General features: G+C 75.5%; 11 protein-coding genes. 5 read left to right on the top strand and 6 right to left on the bottom strand.

Translation table 11 applies throughout. From position 1 onward, the window contains the following. Positions 1–23: 23 nt before the first annotated feature. The 3 genes from ACIPSC_RS28710 to ACIPSC_RS28700 form a co-directional block, all read right to left on the bottom strand. Entirely contained in the window at positions 24–2,375 is a 2,352-nt protein-coding gene (locus ACIPSC_RS28710) for a hypothetical protein (RefSeq protein WP_400829308.1), read from the bottom strand. A gap of 207 nt (positions 2,376–2,582) precedes the next feature. Then, a complete protein-coding gene (locus ACIPSC_RS28705) occupies positions 2,583–4,175 on the bottom strand; it encodes a lipase maturation factor family protein (RefSeq protein WP_400829306.1) in 1,593 nt (530 codons plus the stop codon). Between the two features lie 244 nt (positions 4,176–4,419). Next, on the bottom strand, positions 4,420–5,475 hold the full coding sequence (locus tag ACIPSC_RS28700; protein ID WP_400829304.1) for a GAF domain-containing protein: 1,056 nt from the start codon (positions 5,473–5,475) through the stop codon (positions 4,420–4,422). 420 nt (positions 5,476–5,895) lie between these two features. On the opposite strand from ACIPSC_RS28700, the gene ACIPSC_RS28695 reads away from it, so the two are divergent. From ACIPSC_RS28695 to ACIPSC_RS28675, 5 genes are all read left to right on the top strand, one after another. After that, positions 5,896–7,176 (top strand): acyl-CoA dehydrogenase family protein, encoded by a 1,281-nt coding sequence (locus tag ACIPSC_RS28695; protein ID WP_400829338.1) that lies wholly within the window; start codon positions 5,896–5,898, stop codon positions 7,174–7,176. A 549-nt stretch (positions 7,177–7,725) separates the two neighbouring features. Continuing rightward, positions 7,726–9,945: a sensor histidine kinase gene (locus ACIPSC_RS28690; protein WP_400829302.1), complete on the top strand. Its 2,220-nt coding sequence runs from the start codon at positions 7,726–7,728 to the stop codon at positions 9,943–9,945. Then, entirely contained in the window at positions 9,945–10,376 is a 432-nt protein-coding gene (locus tag ACIPSC_RS28685; protein WP_400829300.1) for a roadblock/LC7 domain-containing protein, read from the top strand. The genes ACIPSC_RS28690 and ACIPSC_RS28685 overlap by 1 nt, the downstream gene beginning before the upstream one ends. Next, entirely contained in the window at positions 10,373–10,753 is a 381-nt protein-coding gene (locus tag ACIPSC_RS28680; protein ID WP_400829298.1) for a DUF742 domain-containing protein, read from the top strand. The genes ACIPSC_RS28685 and ACIPSC_RS28680 overlap by 4 nt, the downstream gene beginning before the upstream one ends. Before the next feature lie 53 nt (positions 10,754–10,806). Further along, positions 10,807–11,379 (top strand): GTP-binding protein, encoded by a 573-nt coding sequence (locus ACIPSC_RS28675; protein ID WP_400829296.1) that lies wholly within the window; start codon positions 10,807–10,809, stop codon positions 11,377–11,379. Between the two features lie 186 nt (positions 11,380–11,565). Here the strand turns inward: ACIPSC_RS28675 and ACIPSC_RS28670 are convergent, their stop codons facing one another. The 3 genes from ACIPSC_RS28670 to ACIPSC_RS28660 all read right to left on the bottom strand — a co-directional run bounded on the left by ACIPSC_RS28670 (position 11,566) and on the right by ACIPSC_RS28660 (position 18,218). Continuing rightward, on the bottom strand, positions 11,566–12,033 hold the full coding sequence (locus ACIPSC_RS28670) for a MarR family winged helix-turn-helix transcriptional regulator (protein ID WP_400829294.1): 468 nt from the start codon (positions 12,031–12,033) through the stop codon (positions 11,566–11,568). Between the two features lie 240 nt (positions 12,034–12,273). Further along, complete coding sequence (locus ACIPSC_RS28665) at positions 12,274–14,280, bottom strand: hypothetical protein (protein ID WP_400829292.1); 2,007 nt, start codon at positions 14,278–14,280, stop codon at positions 12,274–12,276. Beyond that, the gene (locus ACIPSC_RS28660) at positions 14,277–18,218 is read right to left on the bottom strand and encodes a DUF5682 family protein (RefSeq protein WP_400829290.1); all 3,942 of its coding nucleotides are present in this window, start codon (positions 18,216–18,218) and stop codon (positions 14,277–14,279) included. Before ACIPSC_RS28660 ends, ACIPSC_RS28665 begins: the two co-directional genes overlap by 4 nt. Position 18,219 lies beyond the last annotated feature (1 nt).

Genomic DNA, 18,219 nt, shown 5'->3' with positions numbered 1-18,219 from the left:
GCCCGTGTAGCTCGTCCTTCGGGTCAGCCGCGCGCGGCGGTGACGGCGGCGCCCAGCGCCTCCTTGATGCGCGGGCCCAGGCGGGCGAAGCCCAGCTCCTTCATCGCGGCGCGGAGCAGCTCCTCGTCGCTGCGCTTCACGCCGTCACCGTCCACCCACCGGACGACGGCGAGCAGTTCGTCCGCGGAGTAGGCGGTCACCGGGCGGCCCGGGGTGAAGTCGGGCTTCTCCGGCCGACCGGCGGGCGCGGCCTTGACAGTGGGCTCCGGCTCGACGGCGGGCTCGGGCTGGGCCGCGGCCTCGGGCTCGACGACGGCTGCCGGCTCGGGCTCAGGAGCGACCTCGGCATCGGGGGCGACCTCGGCATCGGGGGCGGTTTCCTCGGCGACCGGCTCAACAGCCGCCACCTCGGGCTCGACCTCGGCAGCCTCGGCCTCGGGCTTGGAGGCCTCGGACTCCTCGGACTCCACCGGCAGGGCGACGGCCTCGGCCGTCTCCTCGACGGTCTCCTCGGCGACCGGCTCGGCCTCGGCCTCGGGCTCGACGGCGGTCTCCACGGCGGCGGTCTCGGTGACCTCGGCCTCGGCGTCAGCCGCCTCGGGCTCGGCCTGCTCGACCTCCACCACCGGCTCGGCCTCGGGCTCGGCCACGACCTCCGCGGCGGCTTCCTCGGCGACCGGCTCGACGGCCGCCACCTCAGCCTCGGTCTCGGTCTCGGTCTCGGTCTCGGCGACGTTGACCACGGCCTCGGCCTCGGCCTGAGTCTCGGCCTGGGTCTCCTCGACCTCCACTGCTGCGACGGGCTCGGGCTCGGCCTCGGGCTCGGGCTCGGGCTCGACAACCTCTTCGATCGAGGCGACCTCGTCCGCGGCCTCCTCGACAACCGACTCGTCGACCTCGACCGCGCCGGCCTCGACGTCCACGGCCGGGGCGACCTCGGTCACCTCCTCGGCAACCTCGACCACAGGAGCCTCGACCCGGGCCTCGGGCTGGACCTCGACCTCGACCACGGCCTCGGGCTTCGCCGGGAGGATCGGGGTGACGTCGACCAGGTCGTCCGCCGCGGGGGACGGCGCCGGGAGCGTCACGACGAGGGGCTGAACCTCCAGGAGCTCCTCGACGATGAGCTCGTCGGCCGCCGGCACCGGCTCGGCGTCCGCGGTGTCCGGCTCGGTCGCAGCCTCGGGCTCGACCTCGCCCGCAACCTCGGGCTCGGCCTCCGCCACAGCCTCCGGCTCCGGCTCCGGCTCGACGGCAACCGCCGCCTCCACGAGCTCCGCGGTGTCCGGCTCGGTCTCGGTCTCCGGCTCCGCCCCGGCGGCCTCGGCCTCGGCCTCGGCCTCCACCTCCGGCTCAACCTCGTCCCGGCTACCCGCCAGGCCGTCCCGCTGGCCGCCGGCCAGGGCCTGGCGGGCGGTGAAGGCGGCCTCGGCGGCGCGGCGGTCGGCGCGGGCCTCGGTGAGTTCGGCGAGCAGGTCGGCGAGGCCGGCCTCCTCCAGCGTGGCGCGCAGCGAGCGGATGGTGGGGAGGCGGTAGAGGGTGCCCTCGTCCGCCGCGAGCCGCTCGACCAGGTCGATCAGCTCGCCGAACGGCAGCCCGTCCAGGTCGTGCTCGGGCAGCAGGCGGGCCAGTTCGCGCAGGCCGGTGCCGATCGCCTCGAAGGCGGTGGCGGTGCTCTCGACCAGCGCGCCGTCGGCGGGCGGGTTCGGCAGGGTGCCGGCCGGGGCGAGGACGGCCCAGGCCCGGCGCTCGATCTCGGCGGAGCTGAACGCCTCGTGCAGCTCCTCGGGGCGGACCTTGCGGCCGTCGCGGGCGAACGCCGCGGCCTGCTTGCGCAGCCCGCGGACCTTCAGGAACGACAGCTTGACGCCGCGCTCGCGCCGCCAGGCCCGGTCGGCGGTGGCGGCGATGAGGGCGTCGAGGTCTGCGTCGTAGGCGGCGCCGATCAGCGTCGCGGAGGTCTTGTGGACGCGCTGGAGGAGCTCGACCAGCAGCGCCGCCTTGGCGACGGTGTCCGGTTCGTCCAGCTTCGCGTCGGCGGCGAGGCCGGTGACGGCGTCCCAGGTCTGCTGGAGGTCGCGGCCGCGCAGCTCGGCGAGGACGGTGGAGGCGGCGCGGGCGTCCTCGGGGGTGGCGACCGTGTCGACGGCCGCGTACCAGGCGTGGCTCTCCGCGGTGAGGGTGAAGGCACCGAGCTCGGCGTAGCGGCCGAGCTCGTCCCGGAGGTCGGTGTCCGTCGCAGCCGGCCGGGCCGTGGTCTGCTCCAGGTCGGTGGCGTCCGTGGTGTCGGCGGCGTCCGTGGCGGTCTCGGCGTCGGCGGCCTTGGCATCGGCGGCGTCGGACGCATCGGCGTTGCGCGAGTGAAGCACTGTCATGTGAGGTCCGGTTCTGGGCGACTGCGGCGGGGGCTGGGCGGCGGGGGGACGGCCGACCGGGTGCGCGGGGCCCCGGCGGGAGGGGGCCGGGGGGCGCGCGATCGGCCTGCCGGTTGTGGAGGCCCAGAATACGGGTGCCCGTTCGAGCCTTGCACGCACCCACCGCCCGACGGACCGATGTGGCGTGCCACACCGCTCACCTGGGCGCTACTCGGGAGGACCGGACGGGTGATGCGGTCCGGGGCCGGACGGGCGGTGGTGCGCGGGGCCGGACGGGGGGTGCGGACCCTGCCCGGACCGGCGGCCACCACCGCCCCGGACCCCGTCCACCGGCACCGTCCGGGTGCGCCGGCCGAGTGGCGGCCGGTAGCCGGATCGGGTGAGGGCGTCAAGGCTGACGGGGCCGAGGTACTCGTGCAGCTCGGTCCGGTGCCACCACGCGCCGGTCTCCCGCAGTTCGCGCCAACCGGTGAACCGGTACAGGTAGAGGGTCGCCCGGACGTGCGTGGGCGGGGCGTCCGGGAAGGGGTTGCTCCGCAGCAGCCGCAAGGTGTCCGGGTCGTTGACGAGCAGCCGGGCGACGAACGGCACGAACCAGGGCCGGGCGTACGCGGGCGAGATCCCGGCGAACCACATCAGCCAGTCCAGCCGCAGGTGGTAGGGGGCGTACTGGCGCGGGAGCCGGCGCACGTCGCCGGGCTTGCCCTTGAAGCCGTACTCGCGCCAGACGGTGTGCCGGGTGACGGTGGGCTCGTCGGTCCCCTCCACCACGACCTCCTGGCGGATCCGGTTGATGCTGCCGAAGGCCCCGTAGGTGTTGACCAGGTGGAGGCGGTTGAAGGAGCGGTTCATGACCTGACCGCGGGAGAGCATGTTCCGCACCGGCCAGTAGCTGAGCACGGCGACGCCGGCGGTCAGCGCGATCACCAGGACCTCGAACCAGACCGGCGTGCCGGCGTAGGAGCGGGGGTGGACCGGCAGGCCGAGCCGGGCGGGGTCGACGGCGGCGAGGGCGAGCGTGATGGTGAGCCAGTTGAGCCAGGCGAAGTTCCCGGAGGCGACCAGCCAGAGCTGGGTCACCACGATCACGCAGGCCGCGTACGTGGCGACCGGCTGCGGGAGGAGGAGGGCGACCGGGACGACGAGTTGGGTGACGTGGTTGGCGGCGGCCTCGATCCGGTGCAGCGGGGCGGGCAGGTGGTGGAAGAACCAGCTGAGCGGGCCGGGCATGGGCTGGGTCTCGTGGTGGTAGCGCAGGCAGGTCAGGTCGCGCCAGCAGCTGTCGCCGCGCAGCTTGATCAGTCCGGCGCCGAACTCGACCCGGAAGACCAGCCAGCGCATCAGCCAGAGCACCAGGACGGGCGGGGCGACGTCCTCGTTGCCGAGGAAGACGGCGAGGAAGCCGGCCTCCAGCAGCAGGGATTCCCAGCCGAAGGAGTACCAGGTCTGCCCGACGTTGACGATCGAGAGGTAGAGGGCCCAGAGCACCGTCCACAGGAGCATGGCCGCCCAGAGCGGCACGGCGTCGCCGAGCCCGCCGACCAGCGCGGCGGAGAGCGCTGCGCCGGTCAGGGCGACGGCGGCGAAGAAGCGGTCGCTGTAGTGGAGGTGGAAGAGGCCGGGTGCGCTGCGGAACGGCACCCGGGCGGTGAAGCGGGGCACCGGGAGCATCCCCGAGGCGCCGATCAGGGCCCGGAACTGGGCGGCGGCGGCGAGGAAGCCGGTGAGGTAGAGGCCGGCGAGCAGCCGTTGCACGAGCAGTCGGCCGAGCCAGTACTCGGGGGCCGCGAACCAGTCCATGCGGCCCATGCCTACCACCGGCGGGGCGGCCGGGCGGCCGGGCGGGCTGCGCGGCGGTGGCCGTTCACCCGGGCGGCACCGTCACCGGAGAGCATCGTGGCGGGGAGCCTCTCCTCGGGGGTGAGAGGCGCCCCGCCACGATGACGGTGCGACGTGCGGTGCTACGTGCGGTGTGACGCGTGGTGCGACGGTCGGGTGCGGTCGGAGGTGCGGCGGACGGTGGGATGGTCGACCAGCTCAGGGCTCAGCCCGGCAGAAGCGGCCCGGTCTCCCCGCCGCCGAGGCCCGGACGGCCCGCCCCGCTCTGCTGCAGCCGGTCGACCAGCAGGGCGGCGAGCGTGCCCAGCTCCTCCTCGGTGCGGGACTGCGCGGTGACGTCCATGCCGACGGTGACAACGCCGTTGACCTGCCCGGTGCGGGCGCTCCGGAGCGGGGTGCAGGTGAAACTGAAGATCTGCTGGATCCGCTGGGCGTCCGGCCGGACCGACTGAATACGGACGTCGTTGAGGACGGTGGCCCGCCCGGTGTGGTAGGCCTCCGCGACCGCCCGGTCCAGCCCGGCCGCGCCGAGCTGCGGGTAGGCCATGCCGACCGATCCGTACGCCGTCGGGGCGCCGAAGGTGTCGGCGTGCTGGGCGTTGGCGTAGCGGATCTCCTGGCCGGGCCCGTCGGTGAGCATGATCGGGAAGGGCGAGCCGTCGAAGGCCGCGAACATCTCCTGCTGCTGGGCGAGCAGGTTGTCGCGCAGCCGGATCTCGGAGAGCAGGGCCTCGGCGAGGTGCTGGATGTCGCGCAGCCGCTCGCGCCCCCACTGGCGGGGCTCGCGGTCGAGGACGCAGACGGTGCCGATGACGGTGCTGGTGTCGTCGACCAGCGGGGCGCCGAGGTAGGCGCGCACGCCCAGCTCGTCGACGACCGGGTTCCCCGCGAACCGCGGGTAGGCCAGGATGTCGTCGAGGGCGAGCGGCGAGCGCTGCGCGACGACGTGCGGGCAGAAGCCGTGGCTCAGCGGCATCTCCCGGGTCGGGAGGTCGAACGCGATGCCGCGGTCGGCCCAGGAGGCACCGATTTCGGCCGTGGTCTCGGCGGAGGTTGGCGGAATGTAGAGCCCCCGGAACATCTGCCGCTCGTCGTTGATGAAGTTGACCATCGCGATGGGGGCGCGGGTGATGCTGGCGGCGAGGTGAGCGAAGCGGTCGAAGGCCTCGTCCGCGGTCGGCTCGTTGAGACCGAGGCTGCGCAGCCTGCGGGTCCGCTCGGACTCGCCGCCGGCACCCGGGAACTGGCCTTGAGTGCTCATCACATCAGTCATGTCGCACATGTAATCAGACATCAGGCGGCCGCCGCGCTCCCGGCCCTCCGCGGGCAGCTTGCTGATGCTCAGCCAAAGCGGCACGTGAACGAGGCCGGACGGGACGGCAAAGCGAGGGAAGATCATTTCCCCTCCTGACGGTCGTTCAATCCACTTCGGTTGCCGACCTATCCGGATCCGGCCAATCCAAGATCCACACTGGAGACGCCCTGTTTGCCGGACAACAATGGCCCTGCCGAAAATGCGGGCGGTTCCCCCCAAGAACTCGGCCCGGCACTCCGCACGCACCGGCTGCACCCTGGGCAACCGGCCGCCACCTCAACTCCCCACCCTCGGGCGGCCGGCGCGGATCGGCGGCACGGATGGAGGCACGACAAACCGACGGACCCGAGAGGACCCAGCATGGCGATGGACTACTTCACCGACGAGCGACACGAGAGCCTCCGAGCGGAGGTGCGTGAGTTCGCCGAGAAGGAGGTACGTCCGCAGGTGGCCAGAATGGAAGCCACTCGCGAGGTCGAGTTCGAGCTCTCCCGCGAGATCGCCCGCCGCGGCTGGATCGGTGCCACCATCCCGCGCAAGTTCGGGGGCATGGGTCTCGGCCACCTTGCCAAGACGGTCGTCGTCGAGGAGCTGTCCCGGGTCAGCGGCGCGATGGGGGCCATGGCGCAGGCCTCGCAGCTGGGCGTCGCCAAGGTCATCCACTTCGGTTCGGACGCCCAGCGCCGCAAGTGGCTGCCCCGGTTCGCCTCCGGGGAGTCGCTGCCGACCATCGCCGTGACCGAGCCCGAGTCCGGCGGCCACGTGCTCGGCATGACCGGCACCGCGCACCGCGAGGGCGACGAGTACGTGCTCAACGGCCGCAAGTGGTTCGTGGGCAACTCGCACATCGCGGACGTGCACGGCGTGGTGCTGCGCACCGGCACGGGCAGCAAGGGCCTGTCCGCGTTCCTGGTCGAGAGCGGCCGGCCCGGCTTCCGCACCGGCGAGCTCGGCACCCAGAGCGGTCTGCACGGCTTCAGCTTCGGCGAGATCGTCTTCGAGGACTGCCGGATCCCGGTCACCAACCGGCTCGGCCGGGAGAGCCAGGGCCTGGACGTCGCCTACTCCTCGTCCACGCTGTACGGCCGGCTGAACCTGGCCGCCGTCGCACTCGGCATCCACGTGGCGATCGTCGAGGACACCGTGCGCTTCGCCGAGGAGCGGATGCTGTACGGCAAGCCGCTCTCCCAGCTGCCCAACATCGCGCTCAAGCTGGGCGAGATGCAGTCCCGGCTGATGACCGCCAAGCTCGCCGCCTACCACGCCTCGCACCTGCTCGACCACGGCAAGGCCTGCGACGCCGAGCTGATGAACGCCAAGCTCATCAACACCGAGTACGCGCTGGACTCCGCCCGCAACGCGATGGAGATCCACGCCGCCCGGGGCCTGCAGAGCGAGTTCCGGATCGAGCGCTACCTGCGGGACGCCACCCACATCTACCCGCCGGCCGGCACCTCGGACGTCCAGCGGCTGCGGCTGGGCCAGTTCGCGGCCGGCACCTACGGCAAGGAGTGGTCGGCGGAGCTCTCCGACCTGGCCAGCTGGGCCTGGACCGAGCTCGCCGAGCGCGAGGCCGCCGCGGAGGCGGAGGCCGTGGCCGTCCAGACCGGAGGCGCGTCGCTCCTGCACATGCCGCTGGCGGGCTGACCGGCCGGCCCGGCACGCCGCCCCGGCGAGCGGCAGTCGGACCGGCCGCCCGCGGAGCTCCGGTCGGTTCGATCATGAACCGAGCATTCCCTTCACAGGAATGACCGATGATCAGTTCGATTCACCGGACACGGGCGGGAGTTACCGTCCGGCCTGCGGACCGTTCATCGGGCGACCTCGCGGCCGACAAGTTTTGACCTGTTCCTGACGGCTTTCCGAGGGTCGCCCAGCGACCCCGGAAAGCCGTCGCCGCGTCCATGGCATGCCATCCGACCAGCGACGATTCCCCTGCGAAGGGCGGAACGGGGAGCGGACGGCGTGTCATCACCCGTTCACAGATCGTCAGTTGATGTTGCGGTGAGTCCACCTCGGGCTGGTAGCGTGCCTGCAGTCGGCGGCCGTGTGCACCGCCCGGACGGTGACGCTGCGTCACCTCATCCGGCGTTCGCTCCGGACATCGCCGGCCGCAGGCGTCCCGGCGCCCCGGCCGGGGAGCGCACCGGACCGCACACGGGGGACCCGTCGTTCGGCCCAGCAACAAGGAATCAGATGCCAGGCATATCGGCCCCCCGGACGGGCCACCGCGCCGGCCGGTCCGGCTCCCTCCGCAGCTCACTCCTCGGCCTCGTGCTGGTCCCCTGCCTGGGTCTCGCCGCCGCCTGGGGCTACGCCGCCTACCTGTTGCGCGACGCCGGACACCGCACCGCCCTGCTGGCCGTCAGCGCGTTCGTCGCAGTGGTCCTGCTCTGGAGCCTGATCCGCGGCATCGGACTGGCCCGGACCGTCTCCGCCCGGCTCGCGGGCCTGCGCGCCGACACCCTCACCCTCGCCCAGCACGAGATCCCCGACGTCGTCGGCCGGCTCCGGGCCGGCGAGCCCGTCCCCGCACCGCCCGCCTGGGCCCCCGCCCGGCGGACCGGCGACGAGGTCCAGCAGACCGCCGACGGCCTCGCCGCCGTCCGGCAGGCCGCCCTCGCCGCCATCGTCCACCAGGCCCAGGGGCGCGAGGGGACGAAGAAGGTCTTCCTCAACATCGCCCGCCGCACCCAGATCCTGATCCACCGCCAGATCAGCATGCTGGACGCGCTGGAGCGCGAGCACGAGGAACCCGACCTGCTGCGCGAGCTGTTCGCCGTCGACCACCTGGCCACCCGGATGCGGCGCAACGCCGAGAACCTGGTCATCCTCGGCGGCGCGCTGCCCGCCCGCCGCTGGCGCAACGCCGTGCCCATGGTCAACGTGCTGCGCAGCGCCGTCTCCGAGACCGAGAACTACTCCCGGGTGGTCGTCCAGGGCGTCCCGCGCACCTCGCTCAGCGGGCAGGCCGTCGCCGACGTGATCCACCTGATCGCCGAGCTGATCGAGAACGGCACCACCTTCTCGCCGCCCTACACCCAGGTACAGGTCTCCGCCCAGGAGGTCCCCAAGGGCCTGGCCGTCGAGGTCGAGGACCGCGGCCTCGGCATGGGCGAGGAGGACTACGAACGCCTCAACGACTACCTCGCCAACCCGCCCGAGCTGGACGTCTCCGCACTCGGCGACGACCTGCGGCTCGGACTCTTCGTGGTGGCCCGGCTCGCCGCCCGGCACGACATCCAGGTCACGCTGCGGCCCTCGCCCTACGGCGGGACCCGGGCCGTGGTGCTGGTGCCGTCGGTGCTGCTGGAGCAGGCGCAGCCGGCCGCTTCGGTGCCCGGTCTGCCGGCCGGTGCCCGGGTCACCCGGACGCCGGTGCCGGAGGCCGGGCCGGCCGCGGACGGCGGGCGGCCGGCCGGCGGCGAGCTGTCGGGCGCGCCGGCCGGGGTGCTCGGCGGCCTGCCGGGCGGCGGACCGTCGGCGGGCGAGGGGCCGACGGCCGGCGACGCGGGCGGAGCGGGCCCGGCGGCCGGTGGCGGTGTCGGTGGCGGTGTCAGTGCTGGTGTCAGTGCTAGTGGCGGTGCCGGTTCCGGTGAGCAGCAGGACGGCGGCCTCACCATCAGCGAACTGCTCGCCCAGTACGCCCAGTACGGCGGCGCCGGCGCGCGTGAGGAGGGCCGCCTCACCAACGGCGGCCTGCCGGTTGGCGCGTCGATCCCCGGTCTGCCCGGCGCGGTGGTCGTGCCCCGGCCGACCATGCCGCGGCCGTACGAGATGCAGGTGGGCGAGGCTCCGGCGGCCGACGCCGCGGCGGGCGGAACCTCGACGGCGGGCAGTCCGGCCGGCAGTCCGGCGGGCAGTCCGGCAGACGGCCGGACCCCGGGCGAGGCCGCCGCGCCCACCCACGAGCGTGCCCCGGAGGCCCCCTTGGAGCACGGCCCGGACGGCGAGCTGCGCACCCCGCGCGTCCTGCCGCAGCGGGTACGGAACGCCAGCCTCGCCGAGCAGCTGCGCGAGGCCAACGCGCCCGGGGGAATGCTTCCGCCGCCGGCCGGCTTCCCCGGCGCACCGGCCGACGCCACGCTCGGCGGCGCGGGCGGCAACACCTTCGGCAGCGGCACCTTCGGCGGCGGTGCGTTCGGCGGCGGTTCGTTCGGTGGCAGCGCCTTCGGCGGCAGCGCGTTCGACGGCGGGGCGATGAGCGGGGCCGCCGTCGGCGGCGCGGCCCGCGCCCCCGTCCCCGGCACCGCCGGCCCCGGCCCCATCGACGACCCCTCGCCGCAGCGCTCCCGCGCCACCATGGCCGCCATCCAGCGCGGCACCCGTACCGCCCGTGCGGCGGACCCCGACTCGGACGCACCGGCCGCTCCCCCTGCACCGGCCGCACCTTCCGCAGCTAAGGAACAGCAGTGATGACGCAGCACACCGACACCCAGCGCGACCTCAACTGGCTGCTCGACCAGCTGGTGGCGCGGGTCCCGGAGACCCGGCACGCCATCGTCCTCTCCGAGGACGGCCTGCTGGTCGGACTCTCCCAGGGCCTGGACCGCGCCGACGCCGAGCACCTGTCCGCCGTCGCCTCCGGCCTGCAGAGCCTCGCCCGCGGCGCCGGCCACCGCTTCAACGGCGGCCGGGTCCGGCAGACGGTGATCGAGATGGACCAGCTGTTCCTCTTCGTCACCACCGCCGGCCAGGGCGCCCGGCTGGCCGTGCTGACCACCGAGCTCGTCGACGCCGGCCTGATGGCCTACGAGATCAACATGCTGGTCAAGCAGGTCGGCCAGTACCTCACCGCGGCGCCGCGCAGCGACGCCGGCCAGGTCGGCGTGGGTGGCGGTGCGTGACCGCCGACGCCGAGGAGGCCTGGTTCTTCGACAAGGACGCCGGCCACCTGGTCCGCCCCTACGCCATCACCAACGGGCGGACCGGTCCGGTCCGTGACGGCTTCACGCTGATCACCCTGGTGGTCACCGCCGACCCGCGCACGGACACGTCGATGATGTCGCCCGAACCGGCCGCCATCATCGACCTGTGCCGCGAACGCCCGCTCGCCGTGGCCGAGATCGCGGCCGGCCTCGACCTGCCGGTGAGCGTCGTGAAGGTCCTGCTGGACGACCTGGCCGAGGCCCGGCTGATCCTCACCCGGGCTCCCGTCCAGCTCGCCGAGGCGCCGGACATCTCGCTGATCCAGGCCGTGATCGAGGGCGTCCGCCGACTCTGATCGCCGGCCGCGGCTCGCACCGCCACCTCCAGTTCCCCTACAGGAGACCCGAATTGACGACCCAGAGTCTGGTGCCGGGCGCGGTCAAGATCCTCGTCGCCGGCGGTTTCGGCGTCGGCAAGACCACCATGGTCGGCTCGGTCAGCGAGATCGAACCCCTGCAGACCGAGGAGCGGATGACCCGCGCCAGCATCGGGGTCGACAGCCTTGAGGGCGTCCAGGAGAAGTCCACCACCACCGTCGCCATGGACTTCGGACGGATCACCATCCAGGACGAGCTGGTGCTCTACCTGTTCGGCACGCCGGGCCAGTTCCGGTTCTGGTTCATGTGGGACGACCTGGCGCTCGGCGCACTCGGGGCGATCGTGCTGGCCGACACCAGGCGGCTGGAGTCCAGCTTCGCCGCCGTCGACTTCTTCGAGCAGCGCGGCATCCCCTTCGCGATCGGCGTCAACTGCTTCTACGGCCGCCGCGACTGCACCCCCGACGACGTCCGCCGCGCCCTCGACCTGGACCCGGGCGTCCCGGTCGTGCTCTGCGACGTCCGGGAGCGCGCCTCCAGCAAGGAACTGCTGCTCGCGCTGCTGGACCGCGTCCACCGCGACGCGCTCGCCGCGCGCGGCTAGGTCCTGTCCGGTCCTAGGCCGCTGCGGGGCCAAGGCGCTGCGGCTGCCCCGGAGCGGTCGCTCCGAGGCTGCCGCTTCGGGCGGTCGCTCCGGGGGCGGTCGTTCCGGGCCGGCCGTTCCGGGGGCGGTCGTTCCGGGCCGGCCGTTCCAGGGGCGGTCGTTCCGGGCCGGCCGTTCCGGGGGCGGTCAGGTGGTGGTGGAGGCGGCCGGGGTGAGTTCCAGCTCCTCCAGGGCGTGCACCAGCGGGGCCAGCTCAGGGGTCTCGGTGGCCTTGGCCAGCGTCGCCTCCAGCGTGGCGTCGTGCACCGGGCGGGCGGCCTGCAACAGTTCGCGGCCCCGCGGGGTCAGCTCGGTGTAGATGCCGCGCCGGTCGTCCGCGCAGAGGTAGCGGCTGAGCAGGCCCCGGTCCTCCAGGCGGGTCACCAGTCGGGTGGTCGCGCTGCTGCTCAGAGCAGCCGCGCGGGCCAGCTGCTGCATCCGCATGTGCCAGCCGTCCTGCCGGGAGAGCGCGTCCAGCACCGTGTACTCGACCACCGACAGCTGGTGCTCGGCCTGCAGTGCCCGCTCCAGTGCCGTGTCGATGAGACCGTGCAGCGCGGCGAGCGTGCGCCAGCCGCTCGCGCGGATCTCGGCGGCATCGTCGTGGATCCCCATGGCTCGCCCCTCTTCTTCCCCGGTCCCGTTCGGACCGCCGTCGGACCGGTCGCCGGACCGCCGCCCACCCCCGCCGGCCGGTGTCCGGCGCCGACAGGGTGTCCGGCCCAGGTCAGCGGTGTTACGACCGGTCGAACGTCTCCCGTCCGCCCAGTATGCCATTCAGCGCGTTTTACCTGTTTGTGCAAGTACTTTCCGGTGGGGACCGGGCCGGGCGTCGGCCTGGTCCCCGGCCCGGGATCAGGTCTCCTCTCCCGCGGACCAGGCGGCCGCGCAGAGTGCCGTGGCCAACTCCTCGCCGTAGCAGGCCGCCGCCAGCCACGCGGCGGTGAACGCCTCGTGGTCGTCCGCGACGACCCGGCCGAACACATCGCGCGGCTGGTCCGCCGCCGAGGCACGCAGGGCGTCCAGCAGCGTCGCCCCGGTGGCCAGGCCCGCCGACCTCAGCCGGGTCGCGTCGCCGGCCGGCGCCCCGGCACCGAGTGCGAGGGCCTGCCGTCCGCCCGTCACCGCCTGCTCCACCCGGCGGGTGAGCAGGTGCACCGGGGCCTCGGGCGTAGCGGTCAGGTCGGGCACAGTGGCAGGCGGGACGGCGTCCGTGCCCGGGGCGGGCAGGACGAGGTCGGCGGTCTGCAGGCGTTCCAGGCCCAGGTTGACCCGGCCCGACCGTGCGGCGGTCAGGGCCAGCGCCGGTTCGCCCGGTACCGGTTCGCCCGGTGCCGGGGCGGCCGAGAGCGTCCCGGCGGCGAGCAGGCGCAGCTCCGGCCGGGCTGCGCGCTCCAACCGGCCGATCACCCGCAGCCGCAGCCCGGGCGCAGTGGCGAGCAGTGCGAGGTTGCCCCGGAACGCGAGCCCGGGGTGGTCGTGTGCCGCCCGCAGGGCGACGACCAGGCCGCCGCCGCAGTCGGCGAGCAGCTGCGGCACGCCGGCCGGCCCGTACGGTGCGGCACCGAGCAGTGTGACGTCCAGGAAGAGCAGGTCGCTCCCGGCCGGCCTGCTCTCGTACGGGACCGCCGCCGCCGACAGCGCACGCTCCACCTGGGCGGCCGGCGGCTCGGCCCAGAGCGCCGCGAGCGGCTCGGCCGTCCACGCCGCACCCGAGGCCCGGACCGCCCGCACCGAGGCACCCGCGCCGAGCCGCCCGTTGGCGGACCTGGTCGCCCCCTGGACGGCGAGCCCGGCCCGGCCGAACTCGCCGTGGCCGAGCACGGCGTCGCCGAGCCGGACGGCCCGGTTCGCGGCGCCGACGGCCTGCGGGGCCGCAGCCGTCGCATCGGCATGCGGCATGACCTCCGCGACCGTGCTCAACCGCCCGCCGGCGTCCACCGCCCAGGTGAGCACACCCGCGTGGGTGGCCGTCAGCACCGGCTCGGTGAAGAGCCCGTAGAGCCGCAGCCCGCCCGCCTCGTGGTAGGACTGCCGGGCCGAACCGCGCAGCTCGGCGAGGCGGCCGGGCGGGAGCGCGGGCGGGGTGGCCGGTGCCGTCGCCAGGGCCGCGGTCAGAGCGGTCGTCAGATCGAGCAGCTCGCGCAGACCGGCGGCCAGGTCTGCCAGCCGGTGGTCCGGCTCGCCCGAGCGGGCGGCGCGGACCCTGGTCACCACCGCCACCGCTGCGGCGGCCGGTCGGTGGAGCCCGGTCAGCCGTGCACGGTGGGCCGCCCGAAGCAGCTCGGCCTGGAGGACGGCGCCCGTGCCGCCGACGCCCGCCGCCAGCACTGCCGCGGCGGCGTGGTGCAGGTGGTGGACGGCGGCCCGCTCGGCGGGCGTCGGCGAGTCGGCGGGCTCGGCGGCCGACGGGGCGGCCCGCCGCGAGGCGCGCACGGGCGCGGAGCCGGGGTCGCCGGCCGCAGCGCCCTCCGCGGTGGCGGCGTCGTCCGCCGCCCCGTCGGTGTCCGCGTCCGCGTCGGCGTTCGCGTCGGCGTTCGCGTCGGCCGCCTCGTCGGTGTCCGCGTCGGCGAGGCGGCAGACCGTGACCGCTGCCGCCCGGTGGACGCAGGCCGGTGCCAGCAGGCAGCCGCAGCGGACGCCGGCCTGATCGCCGATCACCCCGCCGGGCGCGTGCAGGACGAGCTCGGTCTCCTCGTCCACCGCGATCCGCCAGTCGTCGCCGGTGCGCTCGACCGGGCGGCCGGCCAGCTTGGCCGCCGCGCCGTCCAGCCGCTTCTGCAGCCGGGCCGACAGCCCGGCCACTACCTCGGCGACCACCTCCGGCCGAACCGCCGGCCACTCCGTCGTCGATGCCGTCATCGGATCTTCTCCCCCACCCAGCGGGCCAGTTCGAGCGGGCTGAGTGCCGCCACGGGCATTCCGGCCGCGACCAGTTGGCTCGCGACCGCCTTGGAGTAGCGCGCCTTCCCGGTGTCGTCCAGTGCGGCGCAGCCGAGGACGTGGCACCCGGAGTCGACCAGCGCCCTGGTCTGCGCGAGCAGCCCGCCCACCGGGCCGCCCTCCTCGAAGTCGCTGATCACCGCGACCAGCGTCCGGGATGGCACCGTCACCAGCTCCCGTGCGTACTTCAGACCGGTCGCGATGCTGGTGCCGCCGCCGATCTGCACCTCCAGGAGCAGGCTCAGCGGATCCCGCACCCGGTCGGTCAGATCGACGACCTCGGTCGAGAAGGCCACGAAGTGCGTGCTCAGCGACGGCACCCCGGCCAGGATCGAGGCGGTCAGCGCCGCCCAGACCGTGGACGCCTCCATCGACCCCGAGACGTCCACGACCAGGACCAGCCGCCAGTCCGCGGCCTTGCGGGCCCTGGTCCGGAACACCGGCCGCTCGGGGACGATCAGCGTGCCGCGCTCCCCCGCGGGCCCCGGCGGGGCCGGGCGGGCGGTGGCGAGGTTGGCCCGGATCGTCCGGTCGAGGTCCAGCCCGCCGCCGGGCCGGCGGCTCGGGCGCGGCACGCTGATGCCGGTGAGGGCCGGGCGCAGCCTGGTCGCCAGCTCCCGGGTCAGCTCGTCCACCAGGCGCCGCACCAGCGGGCGCAGCGCGGCGATCCGCGCCTCGGGCAGGCCGCCGGCGTGCTCCAGCACCGTCCGCAGCAGGTCGACGGACGGCCGGACGGCGTCCGGGTCGACGGCGTCCAGCGCGTCGGTGCGGCCGTGCGCCACTGCGGCGGCCAGCACCTCCTCTCGGATGCCGGGGCCGAACAGCGCGACCAGCTCCTCCGACCATTCGCGCACCCCCGGGTACGGGGCCTCGCGCCCGCCCCGGTGGCCGCCGGCGCCGCCGCGCCCGTCCAGGCCGGGGCCCGAGCCCTCGCCGTGGCCGGTCCCGTAGAGCTCGTCGAGTGCGGTGGCCAGTCGGGCCGACCGGCCGCCGAGGCCGCCGCTGCCCGGCCGGCCGAGCAGCAGGCGCCACCGCTCGGCGGGGGTGAGGGCGTGTGCCGCGACGGCCGCAGCGGGGGACTCGGTCGCGGCCCCGGCGATGTCCGGGGGCGTGACCGTGCCGCCGGGTGCCGCCGTCGGCGCGGGCCGGCCGGCCTGCGGCCCGGCGGTCTCCGCCGGGAGCAGACCGCGACGGCCCAGTGCGGTACGGGCGGCGAGATCGGCACGGGCCCAACGGGCGAACAGCGCCGGTGCGACGGTGTCCGGCAGGGCCTGCACCCGGGTGCCGAGGCGCTCCTCCACCAGCGTCAGCAGCCGGTCCCGGGCGGCCGGGCTGAGGGTGTCGAAGCCGCCGCGCAGCGCGGGCAGCCGGTCGAGGAAGGCCGTGTCGGAGAGTGCCGTCACCCGTTCCAGGACCGGTTCCAGGACCTCGGGTGCCGTGGCGAACAGCCCTTCGGCCGCGGTGAGCATCCCGACCAGCAAGCGTGCGAGGGCGTGCCGGGCCGCGGGGTCGGTGGCCCCGTCGACCCAGGAGGCGGCGCGGCAGCCGAGCGCCGGGGCGCTGTCGTGCCCGAGCAGCACCCGCACCGAGCCGGCCGCGCCCCGCACCAACGGGCTTCCGCCGTTCGCGAGTTCGGCGAGCACGTGGCCGAGTCGCAGCCCGCCCGAGCGGTCGGCGCGCCGGGCCAGCTCCAGCAGGGCCCGCGCGTCGGCGGGATCGTCAGAACCGCCCATCCCCTCCAGCTGCCGCACCGCGGCGACGGTCAGCAGTTCGGTGGCCGCCGCCAGCACTGCCGCGCGTCCGGTGGCCTCCGTCCCGGCGGGGGCGGGGGCCGTGGGCGCAGCCCGGTCCTCGTCGGGGACCGGCCGATCGGCCGGCGGGAGGCCGTCAGCCACCGGCAGACCGGGGACGTGGCCGGCGGTGAGGCGGTCCAGGAGGGCGAGGCCGTCGAGGAGTTCGGGCAGCGTGCCGCTCTCGGGGAGGACGGCGGTGAGCTGGGTGAGGCGGGCGTCGGCGAGGGCGGGCAGGCCGCAGGCCGCGGCGTCCGCGAGGCCCTGCAGCACGTCGCGCCCGGTCGGGCCGTCGGCCTGCTGCTCGCGGCGCAGCCGTTCGCGCAGGGCGCCCTCGGCCGCCTGGGCGGGGGTGACACCGCGGGTGCCCGCGACCGTCAGCATGGCCGCGGTGGCCGGCGCCCACTGCAGCTGCCAGCGGGTGCCGATGGTCTCGATGCCGCCCGCACCGGTGCCGGCGACCGGTTCGCCGTAGGGGACGCCGCAGGCGGTGAGGCGGTGGAGGAGCAGCTCGCGGCGGCGGTCGAGGGGTGAGCGCAACGGATCGAGCCGGAGGTCGCGCGGGGCGGGCTCGGCGGGGCCGGGGAGGCCGAGCTCGGCGAGCAGGGCCTCGACGGCGGGGGCCAGACCGCTGCGGGGGGCCGCAGGGGCGGCCCGGCCGGTGCGGGTGCCGACCAGGACGCGTTCGAGGGCGCGGGCGACCGCCCGGCCCCGGCCCAGTGGCTCGCCCTGGGCCAGCACGGTCTGCACGGCCTCGACGAGCTCGCCCCGGCCGGGGGCGGCGAGTCCGCGCAGCCGGGCGAGGTCGCCGGCGAGGCGGACGATCTCCCGGGCGTCGGCCGGGCCGGCGGGGTGGTCCTGGGTGCGCAGGGCCTCGCAGATCCGCACCGCAGTGCGGACGAGCGCCTCGGCGAGCCGCTCCCGGTCCCCGCCGGCCTCAAGGACGGTGTGCTGCCATTCCGGGTCCCGGATGCCGGCCGGGTAGCCGGAGCGGGCGTCCAACAGCGGGTAGGTGTACGGAATGAGGGAGACGACGTGGCCGCCGGCCGGCGGCTCGCCCGCCGGGGAGCCGGCCGGCCCGTCCAGGGCCGCCGCGACCGCCGAGGCCTCGCCGGCACTGGCGGCAGCGGCGGCAGCGGCCGGCTCCGACGGCGGTGGCCCGTCCGGCCACTCGGCGCCGTCGAGCAGCGCGGGTGCGTGGAACGCCCCGACGACGGCGGCTACGCGCCGGCCGCCGGAAGCGGCGGCCGCGATCCGCGCCCGCATCCAGGCCTCGCGCCGCAGGTCGTACGGGTCGACGCCGCGGCCGTCCTCTGCGTCACGGCGCATGGCCCAGCCGACCAGCAGTGCGGCGCGGCGGACCGCCTCCGGGGTCGAGCCGGGCGCGGCGGTCTCGACCAGCCGGTCCCAGAGGTCCTCGTCGCCGTCGCGCCCGGTGAGCCGGCGCCGCAGCGCGTCGGCGACGCCCGGGCCGCGGCCGGCGGCGGGAGCACCGTCCGCCCGGTCGCTGTCGGCACGGTCGGTGTCGGCGCGGTCGGTGTCCCCGCGTCCGGCGGCGGCGCGGTGGGCGAGCGGGAGGTCGCAGGCCACCGCCTCCACGCCGTTGCGCCGGGCCCACCGCAGGGCCGCCAGCTCCGGGGAGAAGTCGGCGAACGGGTAGAAGGCGAGCCCGGACGCCCCCGTGCCGCCCCCGGGGCCGCCGTCCTCGGACCCGCCGGGGGCGGCGGCGAGGGCGACGGGCGCCTGGGTGGAGTCGTCCGCCAGCCAGCCGAGCCACGGCTGGAACTCGGCGGGCAGCTCCACCAGCACCACCTCGGGCCGGACGGCGTCGAGCAGCGCGGGCACGACTGCGCTGAGCGACGGCGCGTGGTGCCGGACCCCGATCAGGTACGGCCCGGGCGCGCCGTCGTCGCCCGAGGCGGCCAGGCGCGCCGTCTCGGCCTCCACCGCCGCCCGCGGGTCGCCGGTGCCTGCGGCTCGGCCGGACCGACCGGGCCGGCCGGTCCCACCGGGCCCTCCGGGAGCCGCTTCGCGGCCGGGGGGTGCCGCGCTGCTCGTCGTCGTCATC

Origin of the sequence: Kitasatospora sp. NPDC090091 (assembly GCF_044747365.1) — a bacterium.
GTDB lineage: Bacteria > Actinomycetota > Actinomycetes > Streptomycetales > Streptomycetaceae > Kitasatospora.
Note: the sequence above shows the minus strand (reverse complement) of the source record. Positions and strands in the feature narration are given on the sequence as shown.

Excerpts from the sequence above, each read along its gene's own strand:
- ACIPSC_RS28710 (WP_400829308.1), bottom strand. The coding sequence starts at position 2,375 with ATGACAGTGCTTCACTCGCGCAACGCCGATGCGTCCGACGCCGCCGAT.
- ACIPSC_RS28705 (WP_400829306.1), bottom strand. The coding sequence starts at position 4,175 with ATGGACTGGTTCGCGGCCCCCGAGTACTGGCTCGGCCGACTGCTCGTG.
- ACIPSC_RS28700 (WP_400829304.1), bottom strand. The coding sequence starts at position 5,475 with ATGAGCACTCAAGGCCAGTTCCCGGGTGCCGGCGGCGAGTCCGAGCGG.
- ACIPSC_RS28695 (WP_400829338.1), top strand. The coding sequence starts at position 5,896 with ATGGACTACTTCACCGACGAGCGACACGAGAGCCTCCGAGCGGAGGTG.
- ACIPSC_RS28690 (WP_400829302.1), top strand. The coding sequence starts at position 7,726 with ATGCCAGGCATATCGGCCCCCCGGACGGGCCACCGCGCCGGCCGGTCC.
- ACIPSC_RS28685 (WP_400829300.1), top strand. The coding sequence starts at position 9,945 with ATGACGCAGCACACCGACACCCAGCGCGACCTCAACTGGCTGCTCGAC.
- ACIPSC_RS28670 (WP_400829294.1), bottom strand. The coding sequence starts at position 12,033 with ATGGGGATCCACGACGATGCCGCCGAGATCCGCGCGAGCGGCTGGCGC.
- ACIPSC_RS28665 (WP_400829292.1), bottom strand. The coding sequence starts at position 14,280 with ATGACGGCATCGACGACGGAGTGGCCGGCGGTTCGGCCGGAGGTGGTC.
- ACIPSC_RS28660 (WP_400829290.1), bottom strand. The coding sequence starts at position 18,218 with ATGACGACGACGAGCAGCGCGGCACCCCCCGGCCGCGAAGCGGCTCCC.